This is a genomic window from Treponema sp. (genome assembly GCF_045657965.1).
In the GTDB taxonomy this organism is placed as follows: Bacteria; Spirochaetota; Spirochaetia; order Treponematales; family Treponemataceae; genus Treponema_D.
Window position 1 is genome coordinate 29,913 of sequence record NZ_JAZOUG010000173.1, and the last position, 25,967, is coordinate 55,879.

At 41.0% G+C, this 25,967-nt stretch carries 19 protein-coding genes; 15 read left to right on the top strand and 4 right to left on the bottom strand.

Annotated elements, in window-relative coordinates; translation table 11 throughout:
* Nucleotides 1-249 precede the first annotated feature (249 nt).
* The 4 genes from ACKI5B_RS06405 (at nt 250) to ACKI5B_RS06420 (ending at nt 6,776) form a co-directional block, all read left to right on the top strand.
* The gene (locus ACKI5B_RS06405) at nt 250-2,436 is read left to right on the top strand and encodes a DEAD/DEAH box helicase (RefSeq protein WP_407426971.1); all 2,187 of its coding nucleotides are present in this window, start codon (nt 250-252) and stop codon (nt 2,434-2,436) included.
* Between the two features lie 65 nt (nt 2,437-2,501).
* A complete protein-coding gene (locus ACKI5B_RS06410) occupies nt 2,502-4,010 on the top strand; it encodes an IMP dehydrogenase (protein WP_407426973.1) in 1,509 nt (502 codons plus the stop codon).
* A gap of 197 nt (nt 4,011-4,207) precedes the next feature.
* Nucleotides 4,208-4,717 carry a DUF8052 family protein gene (locus tag ACKI5B_RS06415; RefSeq protein ID WP_407426975.1) on the top strand — a complete coding sequence of 170 codons (510 nt, stop codon included), beginning with the start codon at nt 4,208-4,210 and terminating at the stop codon, nt 4,715-4,717.
* A gap of 28 nt (nt 4,718-4,745) precedes the next feature.
* Nucleotides 4,746-6,776 carry a carbon starvation CstA family protein gene (locus ACKI5B_RS06420; RefSeq protein ID WP_407426977.1) on the top strand — a complete coding sequence of 677 codons (2,031 nt, stop codon included), beginning with the start codon at nt 4,746-4,748 and terminating at the stop codon, nt 6,774-6,776.
* Between the two features lie 77 nt (nt 6,777-6,853).
* Here the strand turns inward: ACKI5B_RS06420 and ACKI5B_RS06425 are convergent, their stop codons facing one another.
* Nucleotides 6,854-8,887 carry a pectinesterase family protein gene (locus ACKI5B_RS06425; protein ID WP_407426979.1) on the bottom strand — a complete coding sequence of 678 codons (2,034 nt, stop codon included), beginning with the start codon at nt 8,885-8,887 and terminating at the stop codon, nt 6,854-6,856.
* 74 nt (nt 8,888-8,961) lie between these two features.
* Here ACKI5B_RS06425 and ACKI5B_RS06430 point away from each other — a divergent pair, with 74 nt between their 5' ends.
* Complete coding sequence (locus ACKI5B_RS06430; protein WP_407426981.1) at nt 8,962-9,558, top strand: recombinase family protein; 597 nt, start codon at nt 8,962-8,964, stop codon at nt 9,556-9,558.
* Nucleotides 9,559-9,562: 4 nt separating this feature from the next.
* Here ACKI5B_RS06430 and ACKI5B_RS06435 read toward each other — a convergent pair whose 3' ends face one another.
* A complete protein-coding gene (locus ACKI5B_RS06435) occupies nt 9,563-10,816 on the bottom strand; it encodes a pectate lyase family protein (protein WP_407426983.1) in 1,254 nt (417 codons plus the stop codon).
* Between the two features lie 16 nt (nt 10,817-10,832).
* Entirely contained in the window at nt 10,833-11,102 is a 270-nt protein-coding gene (locus tag ACKI5B_RS06440; protein ID WP_407426985.1) for an ACT domain-containing protein, read from the bottom strand.
* Between the two features lie 135 nt (nt 11,103-11,237).
* Between ACKI5B_RS06440 and ACKI5B_RS06445 the strand changes: the two genes are divergently transcribed.
* A complete protein-coding gene (locus ACKI5B_RS06445) occupies nt 11,238-12,650 on the top strand; it encodes a hypothetical protein (RefSeq protein ID WP_407426987.1) in 1,413 nt (470 codons plus the stop codon).
* Here the strand turns inward: ACKI5B_RS06445 and ACKI5B_RS06450 are convergent.
* Nucleotides 12,647-13,789: an Mbeg1-like protein gene (locus ACKI5B_RS06450; RefSeq protein ID WP_407426989.1), complete on the bottom strand. Its 1,143-nt coding sequence runs from the start codon at nt 13,787-13,789 to the stop codon at nt 12,647-12,649. The genes ACKI5B_RS06445 and ACKI5B_RS06450 overlap by 4 nt on opposite strands.
* 88 nt (nt 13,790-13,877) lie before the next feature.
* On the opposite strand from ACKI5B_RS06450, the gene ACKI5B_RS06455 reads away from it, so the two are divergent.
* The 9 genes from ACKI5B_RS06455 to ACKI5B_RS06495 are packed head-to-tail and all read left to right on the top strand — an operon-like array spanning nt 13,878 to nt 25,803.
* Nucleotides 13,878-15,311, top strand: a complete 1,434-nt coding sequence (locus ACKI5B_RS06455) for an amidophosphoribosyltransferase (protein WP_407426991.1) — start codon at nt 13,878-13,880, stop codon at nt 15,309-15,311.
* A gap of 24 nt (nt 15,312-15,335) precedes the next feature.
* Nucleotides 15,336-19,346 (top strand): fibronectin type III domain-containing protein, encoded by a 4,011-nt coding sequence (locus ACKI5B_RS06460; protein ID WP_407426993.1) that lies wholly within the window; start codon nt 15,336-15,338, stop codon nt 19,344-19,346.
* A 3-nt stretch (nt 19,347-19,349) separates the two neighbouring features.
* Nucleotides 19,350-21,560 (top strand): fibronectin type III domain-containing protein, encoded by a 2,211-nt coding sequence (locus ACKI5B_RS06465; protein ID WP_407426995.1) that lies wholly within the window; start codon nt 19,350-19,352, stop codon nt 21,558-21,560.
* A gap of 12 nt (nt 21,561-21,572) precedes the next feature.
* Nucleotides 21,573-21,917: a hypothetical protein gene (locus ACKI5B_RS06470; protein WP_407426997.1), complete on the top strand. Its 345-nt coding sequence runs from the start codon at nt 21,573-21,575 to the stop codon at nt 21,915-21,917.
* Nucleotides 21,918-21,926: 9 nt separating this feature from the next.
* Nucleotides 21,927-22,661, top strand: coding sequence for a hypothetical protein (locus ACKI5B_RS06475; protein WP_407426999.1), 735 nt, complete (start codon nt 21,927-21,929; stop codon nt 22,659-22,661).
* 4 nt (nt 22,662-22,665) lie between these two features.
* Nucleotides 22,666-23,028 carry a CidA/LrgA family protein gene (locus ACKI5B_RS06480; protein ID WP_407427001.1) on the top strand — a complete coding sequence of 121 codons (363 nt, stop codon included), beginning with the start codon at nt 22,666-22,668 and terminating at the stop codon, nt 23,026-23,028.
* Nucleotides 23,021-23,722 carry an LrgB family protein gene (locus ACKI5B_RS06485; protein ID WP_407427003.1) on the top strand — a complete coding sequence of 234 codons (702 nt, stop codon included), beginning with the start codon at nt 23,021-23,023 and terminating at the stop codon, nt 23,720-23,722. The genes ACKI5B_RS06480 and ACKI5B_RS06485 overlap by 8 nt, the downstream gene beginning before the upstream one ends.
* A gap of 39 nt (nt 23,723-23,761) precedes the next feature.
* Nucleotides 23,762-24,232, top strand: coding sequence for a hypothetical protein (locus ACKI5B_RS06490; RefSeq protein WP_407427005.1), 471 nt, complete (start codon nt 23,762-23,764; stop codon nt 24,230-24,232).
* Nucleotides 24,233-24,249: 17 nt separating this feature from the next.
* Complete coding sequence (locus ACKI5B_RS06495) at nt 24,250-25,803, top strand: hypothetical protein (RefSeq protein WP_407427007.1); 1,554 nt, start codon at nt 24,250-24,252, stop codon at nt 25,801-25,803.
* Nucleotides 25,804-25,967 lie beyond the last annotated feature (164 nt).

Sequence of the window (25,967 nt, forward strand, 5' to 3'; positions counted from 1 at the left end):
AAAGCAAAGTCATCAATTTTTTTAAAATTAAATATTTATTGTATGCGGAATATTCTAAAATCTGCTTGCTTTTTCAAAATATTTCCGATATAGTGAACCCACATTTTAAGGAAGCAGAGGGCTTCTTAGAAAACTTAAGGTTTTCGAATTTTTCATGCGTGTAAACGCTTTTGATTTCGCAGTAAAAAATCCACTAACAGTACAGATTTTGCGATTCCCAGAGGCAAGTACACGCCATAGGGGACACAGATGAAAAAAGAAGAATTTGACGGCACAGCTGTCATCAACGGGGAAACTGTATCTGCAGCAGAACAGTCAGTTTCAAATGTCATTTCAAGCGAAAGCGGAAAATCTCAATTAGACAATTACATTGATAGTCTTGACCGCGATTATACTGATTCAGACGACGAAGAAGTTTTTGAAGAAGAATCAGAAGACGATGACGGTGAGATTTCTTTTGCAGATTTAGGATTAGACGAAACAATCCTTGCAGCAATCGAAAAGAAAGGCTTTAAGCATCCAAGTCCGATTCAGGTACTTGCAATTCCTCGCCTTTTAAACGGCGATGCCAACATTATTGCAAAGGCAAGAACCGGTACAGGTAAAACCGCTGCATTCGGTCTTCCAATCGTTCAGCGCGTTCACGAAGAAAGCGATCATGTTCGTGCTGTAATTCTTGAGCCTACCCGAGAGCTTGCAATCCAGACCTGTAACGAACTTCAGTCATTTTCAAACGGAAAATTCCCGCGGACAACAGTTTTGTACGGTGGAGCAAGCTACCGCGACCAGATCCGTGACCTTAAGCGCGGCTGTGAAATCGTAGTCGGAACTCCAGGACGCGTTCAGGACCATCTTGAGCGCGGGACACTCAAACTCGACCAGATTGATTACTTTATCCTCGACGAAGGCGATGAAATGCTTGACATGGGCTTTGTCGACGACATCGAGCATATTTTTGAGCAGGCCCGTCCTGAAGCCAGAATCCTTTTATTCAGTGCAACAATGCCAAAACCAATTCTAAAAATTGCAGAGCAGTTCATGGGTGACTATGAAATCTGCGAAGAAGAAGGCTTTGTTGAAGAACCGCTTTTAATTGACCAGAAATACTGGTTTGTCCGTGAGGGCGACAAAATCGAGGCTCTGGTACGAATAATTGACATGAGCCCGAATTTCTACGGTCTTGTTTTTACTCAGACCAAAAACGATGCAGACAATGTAACAAAAATGCTAGACGAAAAAGGCTATGATGTTGCAGCTTTGCATGGAGACATTCCTCAGGGGCAGCGCGAAAAGATTCTTGCACGCTTTAGAAGCCGGAAAACACGCGTTCTTGTTGCGACAGATGTTGCAGCCCGCGGTATCGACATTAACGGTCTTAGCCATGTTGTAAACTACTCTCTACCTTATGACGGAGCAACATATATTCACCGGATCGGCCGAACAGGACGAGCCGGCACAAGCGGAACTGCAGTTACATTTGTACGCCCGGAAGAAAGACGCAAGCTTGAATTTCTTAAAAATACTGTCAGAAAGGCAGCAAAAGGCGAGCTTAACGAAGAAGAAGTTCCAAGCGTAAAGAAAGTTCTCGAAGTAAAACGCGAGCGCATGCTTGAAACACTCAAAGTTCAGCTTGGTCTTATGAAGGACCCTGCCGACGTTAAAGACGGTGTTGTCTATATTGGCGGCGGAAAAGCTCAGGTTGAGGGCGAAGAACTAGCAAAACAGGACGATTTTATTCCATGCCTTAAAGAAGTTGATGCAATTTACACAAAAATGGCAGCAGAACTTTGCGAAGGGCAGGATGCACAGGCGGTTCTTGCAGGAATTTTAAGTGTAGATTATGGAAAATCCTTAGATGAATCTCATTACGGAAATATCACTCCAGTTCGCCCGCGAGGTGAGCGTTTTGGAGAGCGAAACGGAAGGCGCGGCGAGCGTGGAATGGGCGGCAGAAGATTTGAAGGTGAAGATAATCCGAATCAGAAACGTCTTTTTATTCAGCTCGGACGGCGCGACGGATACAATGCACGCGGAATCGCCGACTACTTCAGCGATTTGCTTAAAATTCCAGGCCGTTTAGTTGACAGAATCGATGTTTCACAGAACTTTACTCTTGTAAGTCTTCCAATCGACAGTGCAAATAAAGTTCTTGACCTTTCAAAGAGCGGAAAAATCCCTCATGTTCATGTTGATTCAAAATCAGGCGGACGCGGCGGCCGTGACCGTGATTTTGATGATTTCGGCTCAAGAGGATTCGGAGGCCGGAGAGAACGGGGAGGCTTTGGCCGGGACCGCGCAGAATTTGGTGGAAGAGAGAAGAATCGTGGATTTGGCGCTCGTGACCGGGAACGCAGTTTTGGGCGTAAAACTCACGCTCAGACAGAGCGCAGCGGGGCTTCTGCTTACAAAAAATCAAGCCGAAAAGATGAATTCTAATTTCTGTTGAATTAAAACTCATTTTTTTGATATACTCATGCAATTATAGTTTTTAGGAGAAAATCATGGCATTTTATTTTTCTGAGCCGTCTCACACATTCGGTGAGTATCTTTTGGTTCCGGGTTATTCCAGTGCGGAGTGTATTCCAGATAATGTTAGTCTGCGCACACCGCTCGTAAAGTATAATAAAAAGGCCGGAGAAGAATCTCCAATCAACATGAATATTCCGATGGTTTCTGCAGTTATGCAGGCCGTTTCTGACGACAAAATGGCAATCGCTCTTGCTAAAGAAGGCGGAATCAGCTTTATCTACGGAAGCCAGCCAATCGAAGATCAGGCTGCTATGATTGCACGCGTTAAATCTTACAAAGCAGGTTTTGTTACTTCTGATTCAAATGTCCGTCCGGATCAGACTCTCGAAGAAGTAATTGCTTTGAGCGAAAAAACAGGTCATTCAACATGTGCTGTTACAGAAGACGGAACTGCTCACGGAAAGCTCGTCGGTATCATCACTTCAAAAGATTTCCGTATTTCTCACTGCAAACCGGGTTCAAAAGTTTCTGAATACATGACTCCTCTTTCTGAAATGGTTACAGGTCAGGAAGGAATCACTTTAAGCGAAGCAAACGAAATCATCTGGAACAAAAAAGTAAATCAGCTTCCGGTTGTAGATAAAAACGGCAACCTCGTTTCGCTCATTTTCCGAAAAGACTACGCAACTCACGAGTCAAATCCTCTTGAGCTTCTTGATTCAAAACACCGCTACATCGTCGGTGCCGGAATCAACACACGCGACTACATGGAACGGGTTCCGGCCCTTCTCGAAGCAGGTGCAGATGTATTCGTTCTCGACTCAAGCGAAGGTTTCTCTTACTGGCAGGAAAAGGCTCTCAAAGACATTCACGAAAAATTCGGTAAAGACGTTAAAGTCGGAGCCGGCAACGTTGTAGATGCAGACGGATTCAACTTCCTTGCAGAAGCAGGTGCAGACTTTATTAAAATCGGTATCGGCGGCGGTTCTATCTGTATCACCCGCGAACAGAAAGGTATCGGACGCGGTCAGGCTACAGCTACTATCGAAGTTGCAAAAGCACGCGATGAATACTACAAAAAGACAGGCATTTACATTCCAATCTGCTCTGACGGCGGTATCGTTCACGACTATCACGTAACTTTAGCTCTTGCAATGGGCGCAGATTTCGTAATGCTCGGACGCTACTTTGCACGCTTCGACGAATCTCCTTCAAACAAACTCGTTGTAAACGGTCAGTACGTAAAAGAATACTGGGGCGAAGGAAGTAACCGCGCTCGAAACTGGCAGCGATACGATTTGGGCGGAAAAAAATCAATGGCTTTCGAGGAAGGTGTTGATTCATACGTTCCATACGCAGGCCACTTGCACGACGGTGTTGGCATGACACTTCGCAAGGTTACTCACACAATGTGTAACTGTGGAGCCCTTTCAATTCCGGAACTTCAGGAAAAGGCAAAAATCACGCTCGTATCTTCTGTTTCAATTACAGAAGGCGGTGCTCACGATGTTATCGTAAAAAACACAACACTTCAGTCATAAAAAAATAAACATCAATAAAAAAGGCGTCCTCTCGGTGAGAACGCGCCATAAAATCCGCGGTGAACAAGTTCAAGCGGATTTTTGTCGCAACCTCACCTACGGACGCCTTTTTTACTTTAGCAGTCCTAATTTAGCTGGTATAGAATTTCAGTGTTTCTATTGACCGAAACGGTAAATAATCCTACAATTTCGTTACTATGAATAGCAACGATGCATTTCAAAAAATTTTGAAATCTTATGAGCGTTATTACGATGTCTCTACAGAAAACATCGAAGCTCCATTCGCTGCTGAAGCTGTTTTTAACTCCCACAATGAACAGTATTTTTTAATCAAAGAAGCAAAGCTTTCCGATATCGACTCAAACGAATTCGTCTTTTTTTACGTTGATTCTGATGTTACTCAGGGTGAGAGTTCACTTTCTCAGGAAGATATTAATTCAATTTCAGAAAAGGCATGGCTTCGCGGGCTGGAACGTGTTAAACCTTATTACGGACACAGAAACACGGATATCACGTTCATTTACATTTCAGAAAAAATAACTGATGAAACATTCAGACTTTTCAAAAAACTAAAATATTACAAATCATATAAATTCGGTCTTTACGGCTGGAGTGCATTCAGGGCATTAGCTTACGAGACTTCAACGGGGCGGGCAGTTACAAACCGCCGGGGCTCTGATTTGAAGAAACTCGCAGCAAATTTATAAAAAGTTTTCCAAAGGGGGAAAAAAGAAAATGACAGCATTATTAATCATTATTGCTGCAATCGTTTTGCTTTTCTGCGGCTATGTTTTCTATGGCTCATGGCTTGCAAAACAGTGGGGAATTGACCCTTCAAAAAAGACGCCTGCAACAGAAAAAGCAGACGGCGTAGACTATGTTGCCGCTAAACCGGCAGTTTTAATGGGACACCACTTTTCTTCAATCGCTGGTGCAGGTCCAATCAACGGTCCTATTCAGGCAGCTGTATTCGGCTGGGTTCCGGTTTTTTTGTGGTGTGTAATCGGCGGTATTTTCTTCGGCGGTCTGCAGGATTTTGGTTCACTCTTCGCTTCTGTCCGAAATGAAGGAAAATCAGTCGGCGAAATCATCAAATCTTCAATTGGTAAAACTGCCAAAAAACTGTTTATTATTTTTGCACTTCTGGTACTGATTCTTGTAATTGCATCGTTTGTAAATGTCGTTGCAGGAACTTTCTATACACCTTTCAAAAATTCATTGAGTATCGAAAAAACAGCTGTAGAATCAGTAATTGCACTTCCTGCAGAAATCTCTGAAACAGCAGAACTTTCAGAAACTGCTCCTGTTGGTGCAGTTGCTTTTGTTTCAGCAATCGTTAAAGACGATGCAAAATCAGCTGCAAAAGTTTCAGAAAATGAAAACTCAATTGTTATTTCAATTTCTGGTGAAACAAAAGAAGCAGCTTCTCTCGATTCCGTTGTAAAAGCTCTTAATGAAAAGGGAATTACTGTTTCAGAAAACAAGCCTTCTCTTGGAAGCGGCCTTGTTGCTTCAAAAGAAAAAACCGGTAACAATCAGACAACAGCAATGATTTCAATTCTCTTTATTGTTCTTGCAGTTCTTTACGGAATTTTGACCAACAGATTTGGTGTAAAAACACTGCCGGCTACAATCATCGGAATTATTGCCATTGTCGGAATCGTAATTCTTGGTCTTCATAACGGTTTGGTTTTAAGCCGCAATACCTGGATTGTAATCATCGGTCTTTACATTGCAGTTGCTTCACTTATTCCTGTATGGATTATGCTTCAGCCGCGCGATTATCTTTCATCTTACCTGCTTTATGCAATGATGATTATCGCTGTTGCTGGTATCGTTTATTCAGCATTTACCGGAGCTGCCCGCGATGTAACATTCAATCTTCCGGCATTTACAGGCTGGAAAACAGGTATCGGAAATATGTTCCCGGCACTCTTTATTACTGTTGCCTGTGGTGCATGTTCAGGCTTCCACTCACTCATTGCTTCTGGTACTTCTTCAAAACAGCTCGACAATGAACAGAATGCAAAACGAATCGGCTACGGTTCAATGCTTATTGAATCAGCACTCGGAATTATTTCTTTGATTGCAATCGGCATGGTTTCTTCAAAATATCTTTCACAGAATGACAGCGGATTGTGGGTTTTCAAAGGCTCTCCGGCCTCGGCATTCGGTTCAGGAATTGCACTCATGTTTGGTGCAGAAAACACAACTGTTTACAATACAATCAGTGCACTTTTGACACTGGCAGTTTCTGTCTTTGCTTTGACTTCCCTTGACTCTGCAACACGATTGAGCCGCTTTATGTTCTCTGAGCTTTTCCTTAAAGACGGTGAAGAAACATGGAAAGATGCAAAATCTCCTGTAAGAAAGATTCTTGCAAATCCGCTCTTCGGTACAGCATTTATGGTAATCATCGGCTGTATTTTGGGTGGTCTTAAACTTTCTGCAATCTGGTCACTCTTTGGTTCTGCAAACCAGCTGCTTGCCGGCATCGCACTTCTTGCAGTTGCAGCATGGCTCGGTCAGGTTGGAAAGAACAACAAAATGTTCTACATTCCAATGGTATTCATGCTTGCCGCAACACTTACTCAGCTTGTTCTTACAATTACTGGAAAAATCGGTGCAATGGCAGCAGGAAAAGCAAATGCTTTCCACTGGGGCAACTGGTTCCAGCTTTTCTTTGCTGTAGCAATGGCAGTTCTCGCTGTTATTCTTGTTATTGAAGGTGTAAAAACATTTTCAAAACAGGCAAAAGCTAAATAAAAATAAAACAGCATAAAAAACGGGGCTTCCGGATTAAGGAAGCCCCGTTTTTTTTCGTATTCGTTATGAATTATGCATTAAAGTGATGGTTTAAATCCAAGAACTGATTCTACACTGCTGTAGAGTTTGTTTTCTGCAGCAGATAAATCTTTAACGCCCTTGATATTTGCTGCTCCATCGCCGCTCATACCGCTGATTCTGAAGAATGCTTTTTCTGCAGTGTTAACGGCATCCCAGTCTTTCCATGGAGTTGAATTTACAGCTTTTGAAACCTTACAGTTGAGGTATACTGTTTTTCCGACATTAGTTTCGCCGGTAGCAGAACCGCCGACCCATGTACCGCGGGCAAGAGTTACCTGTTTTCCGTCCGGATTGTCTTCCATATCCATATGAGCTTCAATAAAGCAGTCTTTAAATACATATCCGTTTGCATACTGAGAAGTTGATTTGTAGCCTGTATCAGCTCCTGCGGCAGCAACGATGATACAGCCGTTTGCATATTTGCGTGAGAAAATGTGGCAGTTGTCGAATACAGTTGTTGCACCGCCGCAGATGTAGTCGACATCACCTTCGACATAGCTGTTCTTCATGTAGATTCGGCCTGAGCGGAAGTAGAGTGTGTCCTGCTGACCTAAGAATACACAGTTATCGATATAGCATTTGTCTACACCCTTGATTGCAAGAGCAATTGAGCGCCGTTCTGAACCGCCCCAGAGCTTGTTCCATTCAGCACCCTTGTTATAGAAAGTAAGGTTTACAGCATTAAAGAAGCAGTTTTCAGCCGGAGCTTCCGGAATTACAGCCTGCGCACCCGGTTCAGTGTTTGTTCCCTGAGGAAGAAGGTTTACTTCGACCAGAAGGTTTCCGTTGATTCCGCCGGTGTCAGCTTCGTATCCGTAGATGATTGTTTTAGCCGGGTCTGTACCGATGAGAGAAATGCCAGGTTTTGTAATCAGAAGTTTTTCCTGGTAAGTTCCCGGCATGATTTTGATTGCACTGTTTGGAGCGACCTTTTCGATTGCTTCGGCGATTGTTTTGTAAGAGCCGTTTGCACCGGTCGGATCAACAGTGGCAGCAAATTTAAGCTCTGGAACAGAAGGATTTCGGACTACTTTTTCTGCTTTTGTCCAGGTTGTCTGAAGTTCATCAAGATTGAGAGTGCCGTTTTCGATTGTGCATGGATCTTCCCAGTCTGCGCTCTTTCCGACTTCACTTCCAAGAATATTGATTCCTGCAGGTTTTTTAGCTGGTCTTCGGCTCTGAGGCCCCGGATCCTTTGTTACAGGATTTGAAGTAAGGTCAGCTTTGAGCTTTTTGCCTAAATCTTCTGTAGAAACTGCAGAAATGTCTTCGTCAATTACAACAAGAAGATATGCATAGCGGCCAAAACCGTTTGTTGAACCGTCATTTTCACCGAATTCGAGGTAATTGCCAGGACCTTCCATTGTGTTCCAGTCAATTTCTTTCATTGTGTCAGCAAAATTTACTTTTTTGCAGATGTCTGAATGGAAAAGCTTTCCGTCGATGTAACACTGAGCAGTCATTTTATCCTGAGCTTCAATGTCCCATACAAAGCGGTATTCGTGCCAGTCAGAAACGATGTTGAGCTTCTGGCCTTTTGAAGTACCGTCAGAAGTAAGGCGTACCATTGATTTTGAGCCTTTAATCTGATTTGAAGCATTGTGGCGGAGCATTGACTGATAAACTCCGTTCTGCAAATAAGCGAAGAAAATTCCGTAAGGAGTCTGAGGATTGTCAGGATCTACAGCACCCTGAGCACGGAATACAAGTGTAACCTTTTTTTCGTTACCAGTAAGCGGCAGCATGAGGGCATCATTTTTGCCGTCTAGAGTATTGATTTTAAGAACCTTTTTTTTGTTAACAGAGCCGTCAACCAGTGAAAAATGGTCTTTGTAGTTGTTGGAAACCTGCCATCCGGCTTTGTTTAAGTCTTTAAGGACATCCTTTTTGTTGCCTTTGCCCGGAATGTAAAGATTCCATCCGGAAACAGGCTTTAAATCGCGTTTAATCTGTTTTTCTGCAGCAAAACCCGAAAAAACAGTTCCCGCAGCAAGAAGTGAAGCGAGAATCACTTTTAATGATTTTTTCATTTTTCCTCCAAATTTTATGAATGTTTCTATTATAAACCACTCATCAAAAAAGAAAAGAATTTTTTGGAGGATTTATGAATTACGGATACATCAGAGTTTCAACACTGCATCAGAATCTTGAAAATCAGCAGCTTGAAATTGAAAAATTTGCAAAGCAGAACGGAATCAAAATTGACCGGTGGATTGAAGAAAAAATCAGCGGTACAAAAACTCCGGAAACAAGGAAGCTTGGAAAAGAACTTATGAAAAACATTAACACAGGCGATTTAATTATCTGCACAGAGATTTCAAGGTTCGGCCGTTCATTAATAATGATAATGAATATACTTCAGTTTTTTCTTGAAAAAGGAATTAAAGTCTGGACAATCAAGGATAATTACAGACTTGGAGATGACATTCAGTCTAAAGTTCTGGCCTTTGCATTCGGATTAAGCGCAGAAATTGAGCGGCAGCTGATTTCAGAGCGGACAAAACAGGGAATTAACCGGGCAAGAAGCGAAGGGAAACATATCGGTCGTAAAAAAGGGCGGAAATCAGATATTTATAAACTATCCGGAAGCGAAGAATATATAAAAAACGAAATAAAAAAGGGGCGTTCCAAAAGTTCTATTGCAGAAGAACTTGATGTCGCCCCGGCAACTTTAAGAAGACACTTAAAGCGGATATCTTGAAAATTTATTCAATGGAAACTTCTGCGCCGCTTCCAGCCTGTTCAATTACATTAAAATGTGCTTTGACGGCGTTTTCAAGAGTATATTTGTATGGAATTTCCCACGGTTTTTTTGTGACGCGGTGTGAAGCAAAACCTTCTGAGTTTGAGGAAGAAAGTTCCGGAGAATTTCCGCTTGCATAGATTTTGTAGAAAGTTTCACTTCCGCTTTTTGAAGAATCAGCTGCCTTAAGGATTTTTCCGGCATGTTTTCCGAAAAAGTTATTTTCGACAATAAACTGTGCTCCGATTCCAGGACCTAAGCTTGCACCGGAATTTTTGCTTGTGCCGATATCTTCGTAAACATTATTATAAAGATGAAAATATCCGGCCCTTGTGCGTGGCATCCGCTGAACGCAGCCATGATAGTAATTGTTGTGGAAAGTAACTTCGCGCTCTGAAGGATCTGTAAATTTGTCGCTTGAACCGGAAAGAGTTACTTTGTCGTGATTTGTAAATTCACAGTATGAAATTGTAACATTTCTGGCACATTTGATGTCCAGTGCGCCGTCATGATTGTAATTGCGGTCTAAATCAACGCAGATGCCGTCTGAAAAAGTACAGTGGTCAATCCAGATGTCTTCCGGGATGTAAAGGTATCGTGATTTTGTTGATTTGTCCTCAACTCCTTCGATTACAAGCTGATCTGCACTTGCTTTTTTGTCCATGTACTGGCTGACTTTTGTATCGTATTCAGTTGAGCCGTGTGCATCCCAGAAATTGATGTTGCGGATAATGATATTTTTCCGGCCGTGTTCTTCTGCCTTGATTTTAAGCCCGCCGTATGCCACTTTTGCATCTTTTGTGCCGATTATTGTTTTGTTTGAGCCGATGTTGTACATAAAATCTTTGTGCTTTCTCTGGTGTGTGGCCGGATCAAATTCGTCAAAGTAGCTGTGGTCGCTGTCACTTACTTTACCGCCGCTTAAATCAACCGTGCCGCTTAAAATGATAAAAGCCGGTGTGTCAGTAAGATTAGGGTTTGTGACTGAACCTGAAGCAATTGCGTTTGTAAATGCCTTGAGCTTTTCTGAAGCAGAAGGGTAGGTTTCATCACTGATTATGATTGTATTTGATGAAGCATAAGAAAGAGAGCCGTTGTCTGCCCAGCCGTTTGTGACAGGTTTTTCACTTTTTTTGACTGTAAGGGTGGAAGGGGCTGCTAAAATTAAAGATGATGAAAAAAGAAGGGACGTAAAAATTAAAGGGATTTTTTTCATGAAAACTCCTGAGCTTTTATATTCGGTTCATTGAAGAAAAGACTTTTTCAGCCATTACATTGATTTCGACATGCATTTTTTCGCTGGTTTCATTTAAGATTGTGCGCAGTTCATCTACAGAAATATCTGCAGCTTCGAGAGAAACCATCATCATCATAACGAAATTGCCTGAAAGAATTGTCTGAGTGATATCAGCAATGTTGATTTTGTGTTTTGCAAGAAGTGCACTGACTTCTGCGATAATTCCAACTTTGTCGCTTCCTACGACTGTAATAATTGCGTTCATAATGCAGAAATCATACCAAATAAGAAGGTAAATGTCGAGTTTGTCAAAAGATTTCTAAAATCTTTCATCATGTTCTAGAAAAATAATAAAAAATTGTTATAATTTTGGTTACATTTTTTATAGGAGTTTAAAAAAATGAAAAAATTAGTTTTGGCATCTTTTGCCGCACTGATTCTATCTTTTTCTGTTAACGCAGAAGTTCTTCCTTCAGAACAGATGAAAAACACTGCATGGACAGGTTTGGGTGCTCCGATTGACGGCGACCCGATGTATTACGGCTTTACAGACACCTTCCAGGCACGTTTTGACCGCGGCAAGTTCACCGTAGAAGGCATGCTCAACTGGAGTTTTCTTGCAAACTACGGCAATGACGGCGATGTGGACAACTTTTTCTTCGGAACTTCAAACTTGAACCCGCTTGCAATGAAGTATGGAACCCGTAATGCGACAACTCGTGCCGGCACCGATAAGGTCTATGATAAACTTACTGCAAAACTTACTGACGCAGATAGGACAAAATTGGCGGCTGCTGGCATTACTGACTATAAGAGTATTTCCTGGCTTTCTTACCTTAATGATCAGGCTGATGTTTCAAACACATTTCAGGATTCTTACTATGTAAATTTCTTCTATCATTTTACAAAAAATCTTGAGCTTGGTGTCGGAACAAAACTCAACTGGCAGGTAGGACCTGCTCCTCGATACGGCAGCTGGCTTTGGGAAGCTGACGCTCATGTGCGTCAGGGCGGATTTTCTACAGCCTACGACGACCGAAGCGGCGTTTATGGTCAGACTTCTTCTGAAACTGTTTCTTCTTACAAATTCACTGTAGACGCACCTGGAAGTGCTGACGTAGTTGGTTTTGTTCCATACGCAAACAAATACGCAAAACGTGCGCTTGGTGTTCGCTTTGTAGCAGACGGAGAAGTTCTTGAACTTGGTGCTGCTTTACCAAACGGCTTTAACACAGACGATCCTGCTGTAAACGTCGGTGCAAAATTTGCTCCGTTTGAGTGGCTTTTGCTTGCTGCAACCCTTGAAGGTGCTTTGGATAATAAGGCAAACTTCTACACCGGTGCTACTCTCGGTATGAAGAACTTTATTCTCGACCTTTACTTTGCTGCTGATTCACTTTTTACAGATGCTGACAATGACCAGGCTTATGGTACAGGTGCTGCAATCAAATTTACAATTCCTAATACAAGAATCGTTATCAGACCTGAAGTCGGCGTAAACTTCTTCCAGAATGCTCATTATGATTTTGCATGGTACACAGGCGGAACATTTGAACTTCCTCTTTCTAAACAGCTTGGTTTAAATATCTGGGGGTCATTCGCTCAAGGTTCAAAAGACGACCGCTGGAGTGATTACGATGCAACAAAAGACTGGGACGGCGGTCACATTATCAATGTTCGTCCTGAACTTACATTCGAATATTCAAAGCACACAAATTTTGCTGTTTACTTTGACTTCGAACAGCGCACAGCATTCGACGGTGTTTCACGCAAATGCTGGTCAACAGGTCTTTTCTGGACATATACTTTCTAATTCTGGAATTTTATTGATTCAGAAACAACTGTTTTTATAAAATCTAATACAATCTTCACTGCTTCGTCACGGATTGCACTGTCAAGCGTGGCGAAGGCTTTGAGGATTTTCCCTGTGTTTTTTAAAGCATCGCCTTTTAAATCTGAATTTGTGACAGCATCAGTAGAATCTAAAAGACCAAAAACTGTTTCGACAAATTGTTCCCGCTGAGAAGGTAAAAGGCTTTCAAACCATTTATTAAACGAAGTAAAGAAAATTTCACTTCCGGAATCAAGTTCTTCTTTCTGTTCAAAATCAGTACCTTTGACAAACCATGAAAACGGATTGTGCTGCATTAAAAGTTTTTCCGAACTTAAGACCGTTTTGTATGAATCATAATGATGAAATAACATTCCCACAATTGAAAACTGCGGATAAACTGAGCAGATTTTTGCTTTGACTGAGAAAAAACTGTCTGAGTCTAAAACTTCCTGTGAAAAGCCCGGTCCGTCAAAATTGTATACAAGCCTGAGCCGGTTTTTGGCTTTATCACATAAATTTGCAGCGGCAAATACCGCAAGATTTCCGCCTTTTGAGTGTCCGCCGGTAAAAAGCTCAGCCTTTTTAAAAGAAGCAGCAGCATTTTCAAGATAATTCAGTGCTTCTTTCTGGGCCGGAACTTCATCCATGAAAGCCAGATTAAAATCTTCTTTCCAGCCGATTATTGTGTCGTCCGTACCGCGGAAAGCCGTGAAAACGGTCTGCTTTTCAAGAATTGAAGAGGAATTGATTATAAAACTTACAGCTGAAAACTGTTTTTCGATTTCACGGCTGTATTCTGAAACAAAGCCGGTGACTTCAACATCTTTAAACCGGTTTGACTGCCCGCATTTTTTTAAAAGCCCGTTTGTGCGTTTATCAATTAACATGCCTAAATCAGAGCGTGTTTCAAAATCAGAAGAACCGAAGAAAATTTTTGAAAGTTCAGAAAGTTTTATTGAAGAATCGAAAGTTTCTGGAATCAGATTAGAAAAATTCATGTAAGAAAGCTGGCAGAAAATAAGTGCATCGATTTCATTTAATGGAGAAATTGAAAAAGATAAATCACCCCGCCAGTCAATATAATCAATTATAGTAGAAAGCTGTTTTTTATGCGTCATATCTTTTAATTTTAGCATAGTTGTAGAAAATATCTAACAAATTCGATATAATTTTGCTTTCTTTTTAAGAATTAAGTGAGGTACTCTTATGGGCGGAATTTTTGGTGTTGTTTCTAAGGACGACTGTTCTTTAGACTTGTTTTTTGGAACTGACTATCATTCACATCTCGGAACCCGCCGCGGAGGTCTGGCAGTTTATCGTAGTGATGATAAATTTCAGCGCGCAATTCACAATATTCAGAATTCTCCTTTCCGTACAAAATTTGAAAGCGATATTGAAGAAATGAAAGGTCATGTTGGAATCGGATGTATTTCTGACTATGAACCTCAGCCGCTTTTAGCACGAAGTCACCTCGGCCGTTTTGCAGTAACAACTGTCGGAATCGTTACAAATAAGGATGAACTTGTGAAAGAACTCATGGATAACGGCGGTGCATTCCTTGAAATGAGCGGCGGTGAAATCAACCAGACCGAGCTCATTCTTGCCATGATTAACACTCAGAAAACTATTCTTGAAGGCATTCAATACGTTCAGTCAAAAATCAAAGGCTCAATTACAATGCTTGTTGCAACTCCGGATGGAATTTACGGGGCACGCGACAAACTGGGCCGCACACCTCTTCAGATTGGCATTAAAAAAGATGCAAAAGGCTCAATTCTTGCTCACTGTCTTTCATTCGAAAGTTTTGCATATATTAACCTCGGCTATTCAGATTTGCATGAGCTTGGACCTGCAGAAATCGTCTATGTAACGGCAGACCGCTATGAAGTTTTACAGAAGCCTGCTGACGAAATGAAAATCTGTACATTCCTGTGGATTTACTACGGCTACCCGACAGCCTGCTATGAAGGCGTTAATGTTGAAGCAATGCGCTATAACTGCGGAAAATTTCTTGCAAAGCGCGACAAGGACGACAATATTCATCCGGACTGTGCAGCAGGCGTTCCGGATTCAGGAACTGCACACGCAGTAGGCTATGCAAATGAAGCAGGCATTCCTTTTACACGCCCGTTCATCAAATACACACCAACCTGGCCGCGTTCTTTTATGCCGACAAATCAGGAACAGCGTAATTTAATTGCCCACATGAAGCTTATTCCGGTTCAGCAGCTTATTAAAGACAAGAGCATTCTTTTAATCGACGACTCTATCGTACGCGGCACTCAGCTCCGTGAAACTACTGACTTTCTGTATCAGAGCGGTGCAAAAGAAGTTCACGTGCGCCCGGCATGTCCGCCAATCATGTTCGGCTGTAAATATCTTAACTTCAGCCGCTCAAAAAGCGAAATGGATTTAATTGCCCGCCGTGTCGTAAAACAGTTTGAAGGCGATAATGTATCTCCGGAAACTCTTGCAAAATACTGCGACCCGGACACTCCTGAATATGCAAAAATGCAGGAAGAAATCCGAAAGCAGCTTCACTTTACGACTCTGCGATTCCACCGCTTAGACGACATGCTCGACTCAACTGGTCTTCCTCACGAAAAGCTCTGTACATACTGCTGGAATGGAAAAGAATAAAAACGCGTAAATAACTGGTTAAATATGAAATATATCAGACCTTTTACATTTTTATCTGTTCTGTTGTTATTTTCTTTTTTCGGCTGCGATGATACGTTAAGTTCACCGCAGACAAGCCTTTCATCAAATTTAAATACGACGTTTTCGGCTCCGCAGAATTTAACTGCAACAAACGGAACAAAGCGGAGAATTACCTTGCAGTGGGAAGCTGTTGCAAAAGCTGAGCGGTATGACATTTATGCCGCTGATACTCCCTTTGACGAATTTGTACAGGTCGGTGAAACTACAAAAACTTCCTTTTCTTACGAAAATCTTTCTGCCGGTGTAAAAAAATATTTGAAAGTTCAGGCAGTTAATTACAGCGGAGATGTTTCTGCCTTCAGTTCAATTGTGCTGGGCTCAACACTAGCAAAGCCTGTAATTACCTATGTTGAAGAAGATTCGGACAATTCCAGTGCAACAGTTTACTGGTGGGTAAAAAACTGTGATTCAACAACTTATTCAGACAGTGTACGGCTTGAAGTCCGCTGCCTTGATTCAAATAAAAGCGAAGTTTTTTCTGATGTTGTTTACGGCGGAACAGAATCTTACACATTTACTTCCCTTTCTTCGGCAACAAAATATTATTATCAGGTTGCAGCATACATTATTACAGATACCGCCGTTACAGAAGAAAGCGATTTAGTTGATTTAACTACAGCTCACTGTTTAATTCCGGAACCGCCTGTTAATTTTGAAGCCGAAAAGGGCTTGTCTGGTTCAGAAATTATACTTACATGGCAGCTTCCGGATTTTGTTGAAGTCAATAACAATTCGCTTTATGAAAATCATCCTGTATATTTTAAAGTATTCCGTAAAGTTAAAGATTCATCAGATGATTACGAAACAATCTGCGATTATGCCGGTACGCTAAATTCAAATCCTGACTGCTTTACAATCGAAAATTATACCGGAAGTGATGTTACGGTATCTTCTGATTATCCTTCATACATTCCGCTTTCAAAAGTCACTTATGTTGATTCAGACGGACTTTCTAACGGCAGACAGTATGAATACAAAGTCCAGTCTTATACTGATGACAGCACAGATGCCGTTACTTCAAATACGCTTTCTGCTGCCACAGATTACGGCTGGCTTTGTCCTGTTCCTTCACTTCAGGTTTCAACAGAATACACAGAAAATGAAACGGCTTTCACTTCATTTACGGTAAAATTTACTGCAGGAATTCAGGAACTTACCGGCGGACCAGATTACATTTATGTTCTTGAAGAAATTAAAACTGATTTTGAAACAGAATCAGACACTTCAAATCAGTTAAAAATTTCATCTTCCCTTGCTGCAATTAATAATTATGAAAGAATTTTTGAAAATCCTGCCGGTGAAAAAGGCTATTATTCTTACCGGCTTTATGTTTTAAATGCAGATGATTCAGAAAATGCTTCATCTGACTATGCTTCCCTTGCGATTATAAGTTCCTCTTCTACATCAAAAATCACGGTAACAGACGATAAAGATGCAGTTCCACAAATCGAGAATTTCACAATCACAGACGGATATTCTGATAAATATGTACTCAGCTGGACTTACGATGAAACCTGTACATATTCTCTTGACTGGATTGAATATGATTCAAACGGAACAGGAACAGAAGGTTCATACGAATTGTCTTCAACAGATGTGGCACAAGCCCGGAATGAAAGTACATTCAGCTTTGAGCATGCAGCTGCTTCCGGTTCAAGAAGACTTTATTCTCTTACAGCAGATAAAGGATTAAGGACAACCGAAGATTACGGTGTAATTACAGAAACTTTAGGAACACCACAGCCTGTTTTTGCAGAGCCGTATTATACAACAATTACGGTCAGCTGGGATAAAGTCCAGAAAGCTGAAAATTACAAAATTACTGCTTATTATAATGATGATGAAGGAACGACAGCTAATTATCTTGTAAATGAAAATACTGTATGTTCTCAAAGCTGGAATACAACAGAATTTAATGTAACTGCTGATGATTCAGAAAATCCTTCAAAATACACCTGCGTTATTACAAAGCCAAACGGCTATTCAGATTCACTCTGGTCCGGAAAGCCGGTAAAATTTATCGTTAAGGCTGTAAGTGACGTAGATTCAACTGAAAGCGGTGTAGCAGTCTGTACGCTTGGACCTGCTTTGCTTGGAACAGCTGCCGGCTCAAAGCAGGCAGATTACATTTCTTTAAGCTGGAACAAAATTGAAGGAGCAAAAGGATATCTGATTCAAAGAACACGCTATACAGACGCTTCAGGAACTCAGACTTCAGATTCAAGCTTTGACAAATATTATTATGACGGAACAAAACTTAATGTCAGCGGAGAAGCTGTAAACTCAGCTTGTGCCGAAGTCACTCTTTCTGATTCAGTTTATACACTTAAAGACATGTATTATGAAAGCGGGGAAACCGGCAGCTATGATAATAATCAGGCAAAAATAAGCTGGGGACTTCCTTACGGCTATGTTGTAATTCCTGTTCTTAATGCAGATGATTTTGCGTTTGAAAATGCGGTGACTTTAGAAAGCAGTTCTGTTGTTCAGTATTCAAATTTAAGTGCTTCTAAAGGGGCGTCTTATGGATATGGATTAAATCTCCGTGCATGTAAGTCAGAAAGCGGTACTACTCAGACACTTGAATGGGATCTTCCATATCACGGAAGCTCTCTCCAGCCGTCAGTTTATTACAGAACAGCCGGAAGCAGTGAAAATTCATGGATAAAGATGACAAATGCAAATCTTTCTGTGAATGATACGACTGTAAGTTTTAGCCCTGTAACTGTAACAGATGCTTATGAATATGCAGTAGCTTATTCAAAAACTTCTACAAATATTACTCTTCCGCCTTCATTTGTAAATGATTCAGAAACCTGCGGGCTTTCTGTAATGGAAACAGACGGCACAAATTATAATTACACTGGTGTTGAACTTGAAAAATTAAACAAAGGCTATCTTCTGGCAGTTGGTTTTAGCGCAGGTTACGGCGGAAAATCAGATTCTGGCGGAAACTATATTGAAGATGATTATTATTATTCAGAAAAAGTAGAATGGGATGAATGGGATTATGATAACCGTTCAATTGGTCCTTCCAGCGCATATATTTCAATCAAAAACTACAACCTGAGCAGTGACTGGACAAAAGTTGCGGTTTTGGGCGAAGATTTGCATTATTCAAGTGCAGAAACTCTGGAAAACACAACAGTCAATAAATCTGGAAATGTAGGCATTTATCTTACACCACAGACTGTTTCAACAGCAGACAGCGTAACAAACGGCACAATGCTTAATACAGCCGGTCCTTTAATGGTTCTGCGCGATGCAAAGCATTATTACTCACTTACCCTTGAAAGGGGAGAAGTAAATGCAACGCTTGGAAGTGACGATTCTGTTTACGGATACAGACAGCTGAGTGATGCGGAAATTGCAAGGGCAGCAATGCTTGTTTTAAGTTATGGATTCTACATTAATGACGGCGGGCTTGCAAATTACAGCAATGCAGGAAGTCAGTTTAAATATGGCGGTTCCGGTTCACAGACCAGTTCAAATGGCGGCGTTATGTCGTTTACATCCCGTTCAGCATATGGTCTGACCAGTGGATATTTTGGAAAGTATCATGCAAGTTATTCTTTAAGCGGAAACTTTGCTCCTTTACAGCTTACTCCGGGCGGAATATCAGCGGCATATATTGGTTTGACTGCAGGAAGTTCTTTTGACGGCGGCTTCCGTATAAAAGGAAATGCAGATAATTATCTTTACCAGTTTGCTCAGACAGACAGTATTGAAGTTGCCACAGCTGATTCATCAATTCCGCTTAATTACTCTGCTACAATCAGTTTTATCTGTGAAGATCAGGATGATTTAACTTTAAAAATCACACGGAATGGAACAACCACCACATTATGCGATACAACTGACAATACAGTCCGGAAATACTGGTGTCCGATGCAGATACACGATAATCAAAGTTATGTAATCACTCAAAGTTATTACGGCTGGTGGACGGAATAGGATATGAAGCGCATTTTTTCAATTTCACTGTTTCAGATTTCAATTTTCCTGCTTTCCGGCTGTCATAATCTGCTTCAGGATAAGGTTGTAAAATCAACGGATTCTGTGGCTTCACTTTCAAATCTGCTTGTTACAGAAGAAACAGCAGCGGAACTTGAAGCTCCGGCACAGATTTTTGCTTCAGAGCATCTTTCTACAAACCAGATTTTTGTTTCATGGTCAGAAGTTGAAAACCGCAGGTATTTTCAGCTTGAAAGGGCAGTTGTAACAGTTAAAAATGCAGACGGCAGTTTCACAGAGCCGGATGAATCAGAATATGAAATTGTAAACAAATATGTTTATGGAACTTCATATACGGACACAATTCTTGAAGAGCCGAAATATTCATCAGAAGAATACAATTATGCATATTTTTACAGAGTTTGTGCAGAAAATCCTGTTTACGGCTATGACTCAAGCGAATTTGCAGTTTCAGAGGCAGGAACACTTTTTGCACCTGTCACTCAGGTTTCTGCTTCACAGGGTGAATCAACTTCAGAAATTACAGTTTCCTGGGGCAAAGTTGATAATGTTTCTTCCTACAAAATATACCGGTCAACTTCCTCTGACGGCGCAAATTCCCAGCTTATTGCTTCGGTTCTGCCGAATCAGTCAAAATATTCAAATGCAGTTTCATCTTCAGAGCAGGGAGTAGATTTTTATTACACTGTCTATGCCGCAAATGAACATGGAACTGTAAGTGTTGCTTCTCCGGCTGCATACGGATATTCTGCCGTTGAAGGAGCACCTGGAAGAGTTACTGAAGTTAAAGTTACGGAAGGCCGGGGTGAAACGATCAATTCCATTTCCATTTCATGGAAGGCTGTTTCCGGAGAAAGTCAGGTTTATTATACAGTTTACAGAACAAGCAGTACGGACAGCTCTTCGGTTCTTCTGAAAGACGGATTAACAGTAACTTCTTATACAGATACAAAATCACTTTCGGCAAATGTTTATTATTACTATCAGGTTCTGGCTTACTGCTATGATTCAGACGGTACAACAAAAATGAAAGGTCCGGTTTCAGAATCTTCTGCAGCGGATGAAAATCCTGCCGAAGGCTTTATTTTAAGTGCACCGGCTTCTATTTCTGTTGCCCATTCTACGGAAAGCGATGGAAAATGCACAGTTACTTTCCCGGCAGGACTTGGTTCAAAAGACTGTCCTTCAGATTCAGGACTTTCGGAATTATACAATACTTATTCTTATAGAATTTACACAAGTTCTTCTCAGAACGAAGGATTTACAAATTATGTAGAATTTTCTGATTCAGCTCTTACTGCAGAAGACGGTTATTACTCTGTTGAAGTTGATTTTGCCAAATTTTATAAAATTTCTACATATAATTCAGCTGTTCCGCTTGAAAGCACCCTTTCTTCTGTTGCAGCACCTTCTCCTTATGCGGCACAAAATGCACAGGCAAGTAAACACGCTTATATCGAAAATTACACTGTAAGCGGAAAAGAAAATTCAAACGGTGTTTATCCGGTAAAAATTACCTGGGAAGAAAGTGACGGCGGGGCAGAAGGCGGATATTACATTTACCGTTCAACAAAAGAAGCTTCCGGCTTCAAAAAAATTACAGATGAGCCGGTAACAGGAACAAGCTATATCGACGAAACAAATACAACTGCAAAACCAGGCGTTTATTATTATTACAAAGTTCTTGCCTTAAATTCACTGAGCCAGGGTTCGAATTTCAGTGAGGTTTCAGTTGGATATGGCGCTCTCACATATGACCAGTACATGCGCGAATATAACAAAACAATCAAGCGCTCACACCAGAAATTTACTCTCATGCATAAAGCAAGTACAAGCGCGCTTGGAAGTGAGTCAATTTCAGGGGAGCTGGCAGGTTCTGCTTCTTACAAAGCGGAAATGGATGGTTTAGGTGCAAGAATTATAATGTATTACAGCGGCTATGCTGACTATTACATTAACAGTAATCCTTCTCTGGGATATTATTTTAAATGCACCGGTAACACAAATACAAGCGCAAATATGAGTGCAAACGGTTCTATGGACGGAACGGTTACCTGTGAAGGTATGTATCCAGGAACAGTCGGTTACGATAACATAAAAATTGCCGGTGGTGGGGCTGGCGGCGGCTATTACGTCATTACACCTGAAGGCTTCAGTTCAGGAAATGTAAGCTGGACGGTCGGTGAAGAGTAGGAGATTATGATTATGAAAAAGAATATATGTTTCACAGCAATTTTTGGCTTATTTCTGGTAATACTGGCTTCCTGTTATACGCCGTCGCCGATTTACGGCACATGGGCAGATAATGCAGGAAATAAAATTACTTTTGTTGATGACGGTTCCTACAGTGCAACTGTGCTTGATTCTACAAATACAAAAGTTTTTTATTCAGGCACCTGGGTTGTAAACGGAAATGTACTGGTTTTCAGTAAAAATAATGGAACTTCAATCAACACAGAATGGGATTTGAGAGGTTCCATCCTTTATCTGGACTGGACGGATGATGAAGCAAATACAAAATCTCTTTCGCTGTATCATGTTTCAAAGTAGGGCAGTAAAATGAAAAAAATCCCAGCTTTTGCCTGTATGTTTTTTTTGGCAGCTTTCTCTTTTGCCCAAAGCGATGAAATTCCCGCTTCTTCTGATTCTTCAGAATCAAAAAATGAAGATGTAGTTTTAAATCCAAAGACAGGCTTTCCGGTAATTACTGAAAAACCTTTCCTGATTTACAATTTTGGAGCTGCTTTTTCACAGGTTACAAGAATTATTTCGCAGGAAAAATACAACCGCAGCAATTTTGTATGGCAGGATTATTTAATCGGTCTTTATCTTGAAGCGGTTTCAAAAAATGTAAAACCTGCAGACAGTATGTTAAGAATTGCTGCCTACTACCCGTTTTATTATACTTTCAACGGCATGGAACAGCCGGCTAAGCAGGCAATTTTATATGCTTTCGACGCTTATTGGGGGCCTTTGTTTAAAACCGACATGTGGCATTATTTTGATATTAATTTTTCATTCGGCCCGCATTTTCTTTATCAGCTTTCTGATGAATTTCATCATGTCGAGCTTGGCGGGGCTGTTCTTCTTGGTGTGGAACTGCCTGTTACAAGAAAATGGACAGTCTGTTTAAACGGGCTTGCGTCTTTGGATTATGGAAATTTAGGCTCAAACCGCGAGATTTTCCCATACAATTATGTTTATAATTATCAGATTGAACTTGGATTCAGGCGCAGCAAAAAAAGCCCGAATAAATATTCATACATAAAGCCAAAAAAAGAAGTTTCAGAGTAAAAATATGAATCTTATTAAACAGTTTACAATTCTTGTCGTCGTCTGTTTTGCAGGTGAAGTTTTACATCACATTATTCCTCTTCCGGTTCCTGCAAGTATTTACGGACTTATTTTAATGTTTGCAGCCCTGCATTTAAAAGTCATGCCGTTAGATTCTGTCGAAAAAATTTCTGACGGGCTTTTAGGCATAATGCCGCTTTTATTTATTCCTTCTACAGTCGGATTGATTTTGGCCTGGGATATTTTAAAAATCTGGTGGCTTGAATTTCTGATTATCGGAATCGGAAGTACAATCGCCGTTTTTTTTGTGTCAGGGCATGTTACTCAGCTTGTAATTAAGATTATGAAGAGGTTTCATCATGACTGAGATTTCAAATTTTCTTTCCAGTTCAACATCATTTGGTCTGTGCATTTCTCTCGTATGTTTCTGGGTTGCGGAAATCATTTATAGAAAAACAAAATTCTTTCTCCTTGCACCGCTTTTAACTTCCTGTACTTTTATCATAATTTTTTTAGTCGTATTTAAGATTCCATACGAAAATTTCTTAAAAGGTGCTCATTTCCTGTATTATCTGATGACTCCGTGTACAGTAGCGCTTGCAATTCCTCTTTACAGACAGTTTTCTAAATTAAAAGAAAATGCACTTGCAATTATTTTAGGAATTTTAGGCGGGATTTTAGCGAATGCACTGTTCATCTTTGCTTTCTGTTCAATTTTTAAAATCGGTCATACTGAATATGTTTCAATTCTTCCAAAATCAATTACTACACCGATTGGAATTGCAATTACAAATCAAAACGGCGGAATTGAATCCGTTACAATTCTTCTGATTACAATTGCCGGGAACATGGCAAATATTTTCGGGATTATTTTCTGCAAGCTTTTCAGAATCACAGAACCTGTAGCACAGGGAGTAGCCTGTGGAACCAGCGGACATGCAATGGGAACATCCAAAGCACTGGAAATGGGCGATGTTCAGGGCGCAATGGGGGGACTTTCAATTGCAGTGTGCGGCGTTCTTACTGTTGTAATTCTCCCATTCTTTGTCGGAATGATTTAATAATTAGAAATCAGAATAAACTGTGTTATATTTTCAGTTATGAAATTTAACCAGATTAAAAAGTTTATCCGCTGTTTTTATTTTCTTTGCATTTCATTTGTAATTCTTTTCTCGGCTGCATCCTGTTCACTTTTCAGTACAGAAGGAAGCGGTTCTGTAACTTTCCGTATTGACGGGGCAATGGCACAAAAAATTACAGAAGTTTCTTCCCGGTCAATCACTGCTGCACGGGATGTAATTTCATCTGAAACCGAAATACAGGAAGGTTTTTATGTTGATATTGCACTTAAAGGCGACTACACGGCACAAAAGACGATTCCTGTAACAGAAGGTGCTTCTGCTGTTTTTGAAGGGATTCCTGTTGGAGCAAAAATTTCAGCAACAGCAAGTGCGTATGAAATATTTCCGTATGAAATGGAAATACAGAAAATCCTTTTGCAAGCCTTTCAGCTGCCCTTAATCAGATTAATGAATATGCCGACAGCACGGTTAATTACACGATTGTTTTAAGCGGCGAATTTACTGCAATGTATGAAATGTCTTCCTCGCTTAACGGAAAAGCCGCATCAATTACATTAACAGGAAGGACTGGTAATACAGAAGATATTTTAAATGGTGCTATTGGCGGTAATAATTCTTATACTCTCAGTATATCAACAACAGTTCCTGTTATGATAACAAATCTTAAAATTACCGGCGGACAGGCTGGACTTTCATTAGGATATGATGAAGAAAACAGTGCAAATGTTGAAGTAAGTGTTACTCTCGGCGAAGGCTGTCTTGTTACAGATAACGGAAACAGTTCAGGCATTAATTTGAATGCAGGTACACTTATTCTCGATGGTGCAAGTATTACAGCCAACTGCTGCGAATACGGCGGCGGTGTTTCTGTTTCCGGCGGAAACTTTATTATGATAAGCGGTACAATCGGTGGCACCACAGAAGATGATGCAAATACTTCTGACTATCGTGGTGCCGGTGTGTATATTTCCGGCGGAACTTTTACAATGAAGGGTGGAACTATCTGCGGAAATAAAACTTCCAGTGGAAGTGGTGCCGGCGTATATGTAGGCTTTGAAAATGCCGGTTCAGATGATGAAACTTGTGGTACATTCATCATGGAAGGTGGTACTATCAGTGGTAACGAATCAGGAACTGCAGGTGGCGGCGTATTTGTAGATGGTTATGATTCTGATTCTGCCTTGACTGGAACCGTAACCTTTACAATGAGTGGCGGTACAATTACAGGAAATACAAATACTTCAACTTATGATGAAGGTGAGCGCGGCGGCGGAGGAGTTGCTTTATATGGCGAAAAAGCCGAGTTTATTATGGAAGGCGGCACAATCACTGCAAATGAATCAAGCTGCTACGGCGGCGCTGTAAGTGTAACCGGCGGTGCAAAATTTACTATGAATGCCGGAACCATCGGTGGCACAAGTTCTGCTGAGGGAAACAAAGTCACACTTGCTGGTTATTCCTCATACGGTGCTGGTGTTTATGTTGGAGACAGCGCAACATTTACTATGGAAGGAGGCAGTATTTCTTATAACTCAACAAGTTCTACTGGAAGCACAACAGGCGGTGGTGCAGTCTGTGCATACAGCGGCACATTCATAATGAACGGCGGTACGCTTTCAAACAACAGTTCAGCCGGCTCCGGCGGTGCGGTTTATATTGGTTCGACCGGAACATTTGAGATGACAGGTGGTACTGTGACGGGAAACAGCTGTGGTTCTGAAGGAAGCGGAAAAGCCGTGTATGTAAGGACTAACGGCAGCGACTCCGGCACACTTACTATGGGCGGAAGTGCAGTCATTGCAAGCGGAAATGATGTGTACCTTCCAAGCGGAGCAGTAATTACAATTACAGAAGCTTTTGACGGCGACATCGAAACAGCCGCAGTAATCACACCGGAAACATACTCGACAGACATAACCGTACTTGCAGCAGGTCTTGATGATGATGATGGTAATACTCTTGTTGAACTTGAATACGAATATGATGTGTTTGCCGTAACGCCGGAAGGAACGACTATCTATATAGTTTCCAGTGAAGGAAAACTAATTGTTAGTGAATAGAGACTACAGATAATGTAGTAATTACATTAAAAAAGAATTAGAATTTTAAGATTTTGTTTTTAATTAATTAGAAAAAAAATCGCCGGCACTACCCAAAGACAGAGCCGGCGTTCTAGTTAGCGCGGGTTTTAATGTTTTTTGCGAAGCAAAAATGCGAGCCTCGC

Bases quoted from the DNA above. Each gene is read 5' to 3' on its own strand.
- ACKI5B_RS06480 (WP_407427001.1), top strand. From the start codon at position 22,666: ATGAATCTTATTAAACAGTTTACAATTCTTGTCGTCGTCTGTTTTGCA.
- ACKI5B_RS06410 (WP_407426973.1), top strand. From the start codon at position 2,502: ATGGCATTTTATTTTTCTGAGCCGTCTCACACATTCGGTGAGTATCTT.
- ACKI5B_RS06415 (WP_407426975.1), top strand. From the start codon at position 4,208: ATGAATAGCAACGATGCATTTCAAAAAATTTTGAAATCTTATGAGCGT.
- ACKI5B_RS06460 (WP_407426993.1), top strand. From the start codon at position 15,336: ATGAAATATATCAGACCTTTTACATTTTTATCTGTTCTGTTGTTATTT.
- ACKI5B_RS06470 (WP_407426997.1), top strand. From the start codon at position 21,573: ATGAAAAAGAATATATGTTTCACAGCAATTTTTGGCTTATTTCTGGTA.
- ACKI5B_RS06405 (WP_407426971.1), top strand. From the start codon at position 250: ATGAAAAAAGAAGAATTTGACGGCACAGCTGTCATCAACGGGGAAACT.
- ACKI5B_RS06465 (WP_407426995.1), top strand. From the start codon at position 19,350: ATGAAGCGCATTTTTTCAATTTCACTGTTTCAGATTTCAATTTTCCTG.
- ACKI5B_RS06450 (WP_407426989.1), bottom strand. From the start codon at position 13,789: ATGACGCATAAAAAACAGCTTTCTACTATAATTGATTATATTGACTGG.
- ACKI5B_RS06490 (WP_407427005.1), top strand. From the start codon at position 23,762: ATGAAATTTAACCAGATTAAAAAGTTTATCCGCTGTTTTTATTTTCTT.
- ACKI5B_RS06425 (WP_407426979.1), bottom strand. From the start codon at position 8,887: ATGAAAAAATCATTAAAAGTGATTCTCGCTTCACTTCTTGCTGCGGGA.
- ACKI5B_RS06455 (WP_407426991.1), top strand. From the start codon at position 13,878: ATGGGCGGAATTTTTGGTGTTGTTTCTAAGGACGACTGTTCTTTAGAC.
- ACKI5B_RS06420 (WP_407426977.1), top strand. From the start codon at position 4,746: ATGACAGCATTATTAATCATTATTGCTGCAATCGTTTTGCTTTTCTGC.
- ACKI5B_RS06440 (WP_407426985.1), bottom strand. From the start codon at position 11,102: ATGAACGCAATTATTACAGTCGTAGGAAGCGACAAAGTTGGAATTATC.
- ACKI5B_RS06445 (WP_407426987.1), top strand. From the start codon at position 11,238: ATGAAAAAATTAGTTTTGGCATCTTTTGCCGCACTGATTCTATCTTTT.
- ACKI5B_RS06430 (WP_407426981.1), top strand. From the start codon at position 8,962: ATGAATTACGGATACATCAGAGTTTCAACACTGCATCAGAATCTTGAA.
- ACKI5B_RS06475 (WP_407426999.1), top strand. From the start codon at position 21,927: ATGAAAAAAATCCCAGCTTTTGCCTGTATGTTTTTTTTGGCAGCTTTC.
- ACKI5B_RS06495 (WP_407427007.1), top strand. From the start codon at position 24,250: ATGTATGAAATGTCTTCCTCGCTTAACGGAAAAGCCGCATCAATTACA.
- ACKI5B_RS06435 (WP_407426983.1), bottom strand. From the start codon at position 10,816: ATGAAAAAAATCCCTTTAATTTTTACGTCCCTTCTTTTTTCATCATCT.
- ACKI5B_RS06485 (WP_407427003.1), top strand. From the start codon at position 23,021: ATGACTGAGATTTCAAATTTTCTTTCCAGTTCAACATCATTTGGTCTG.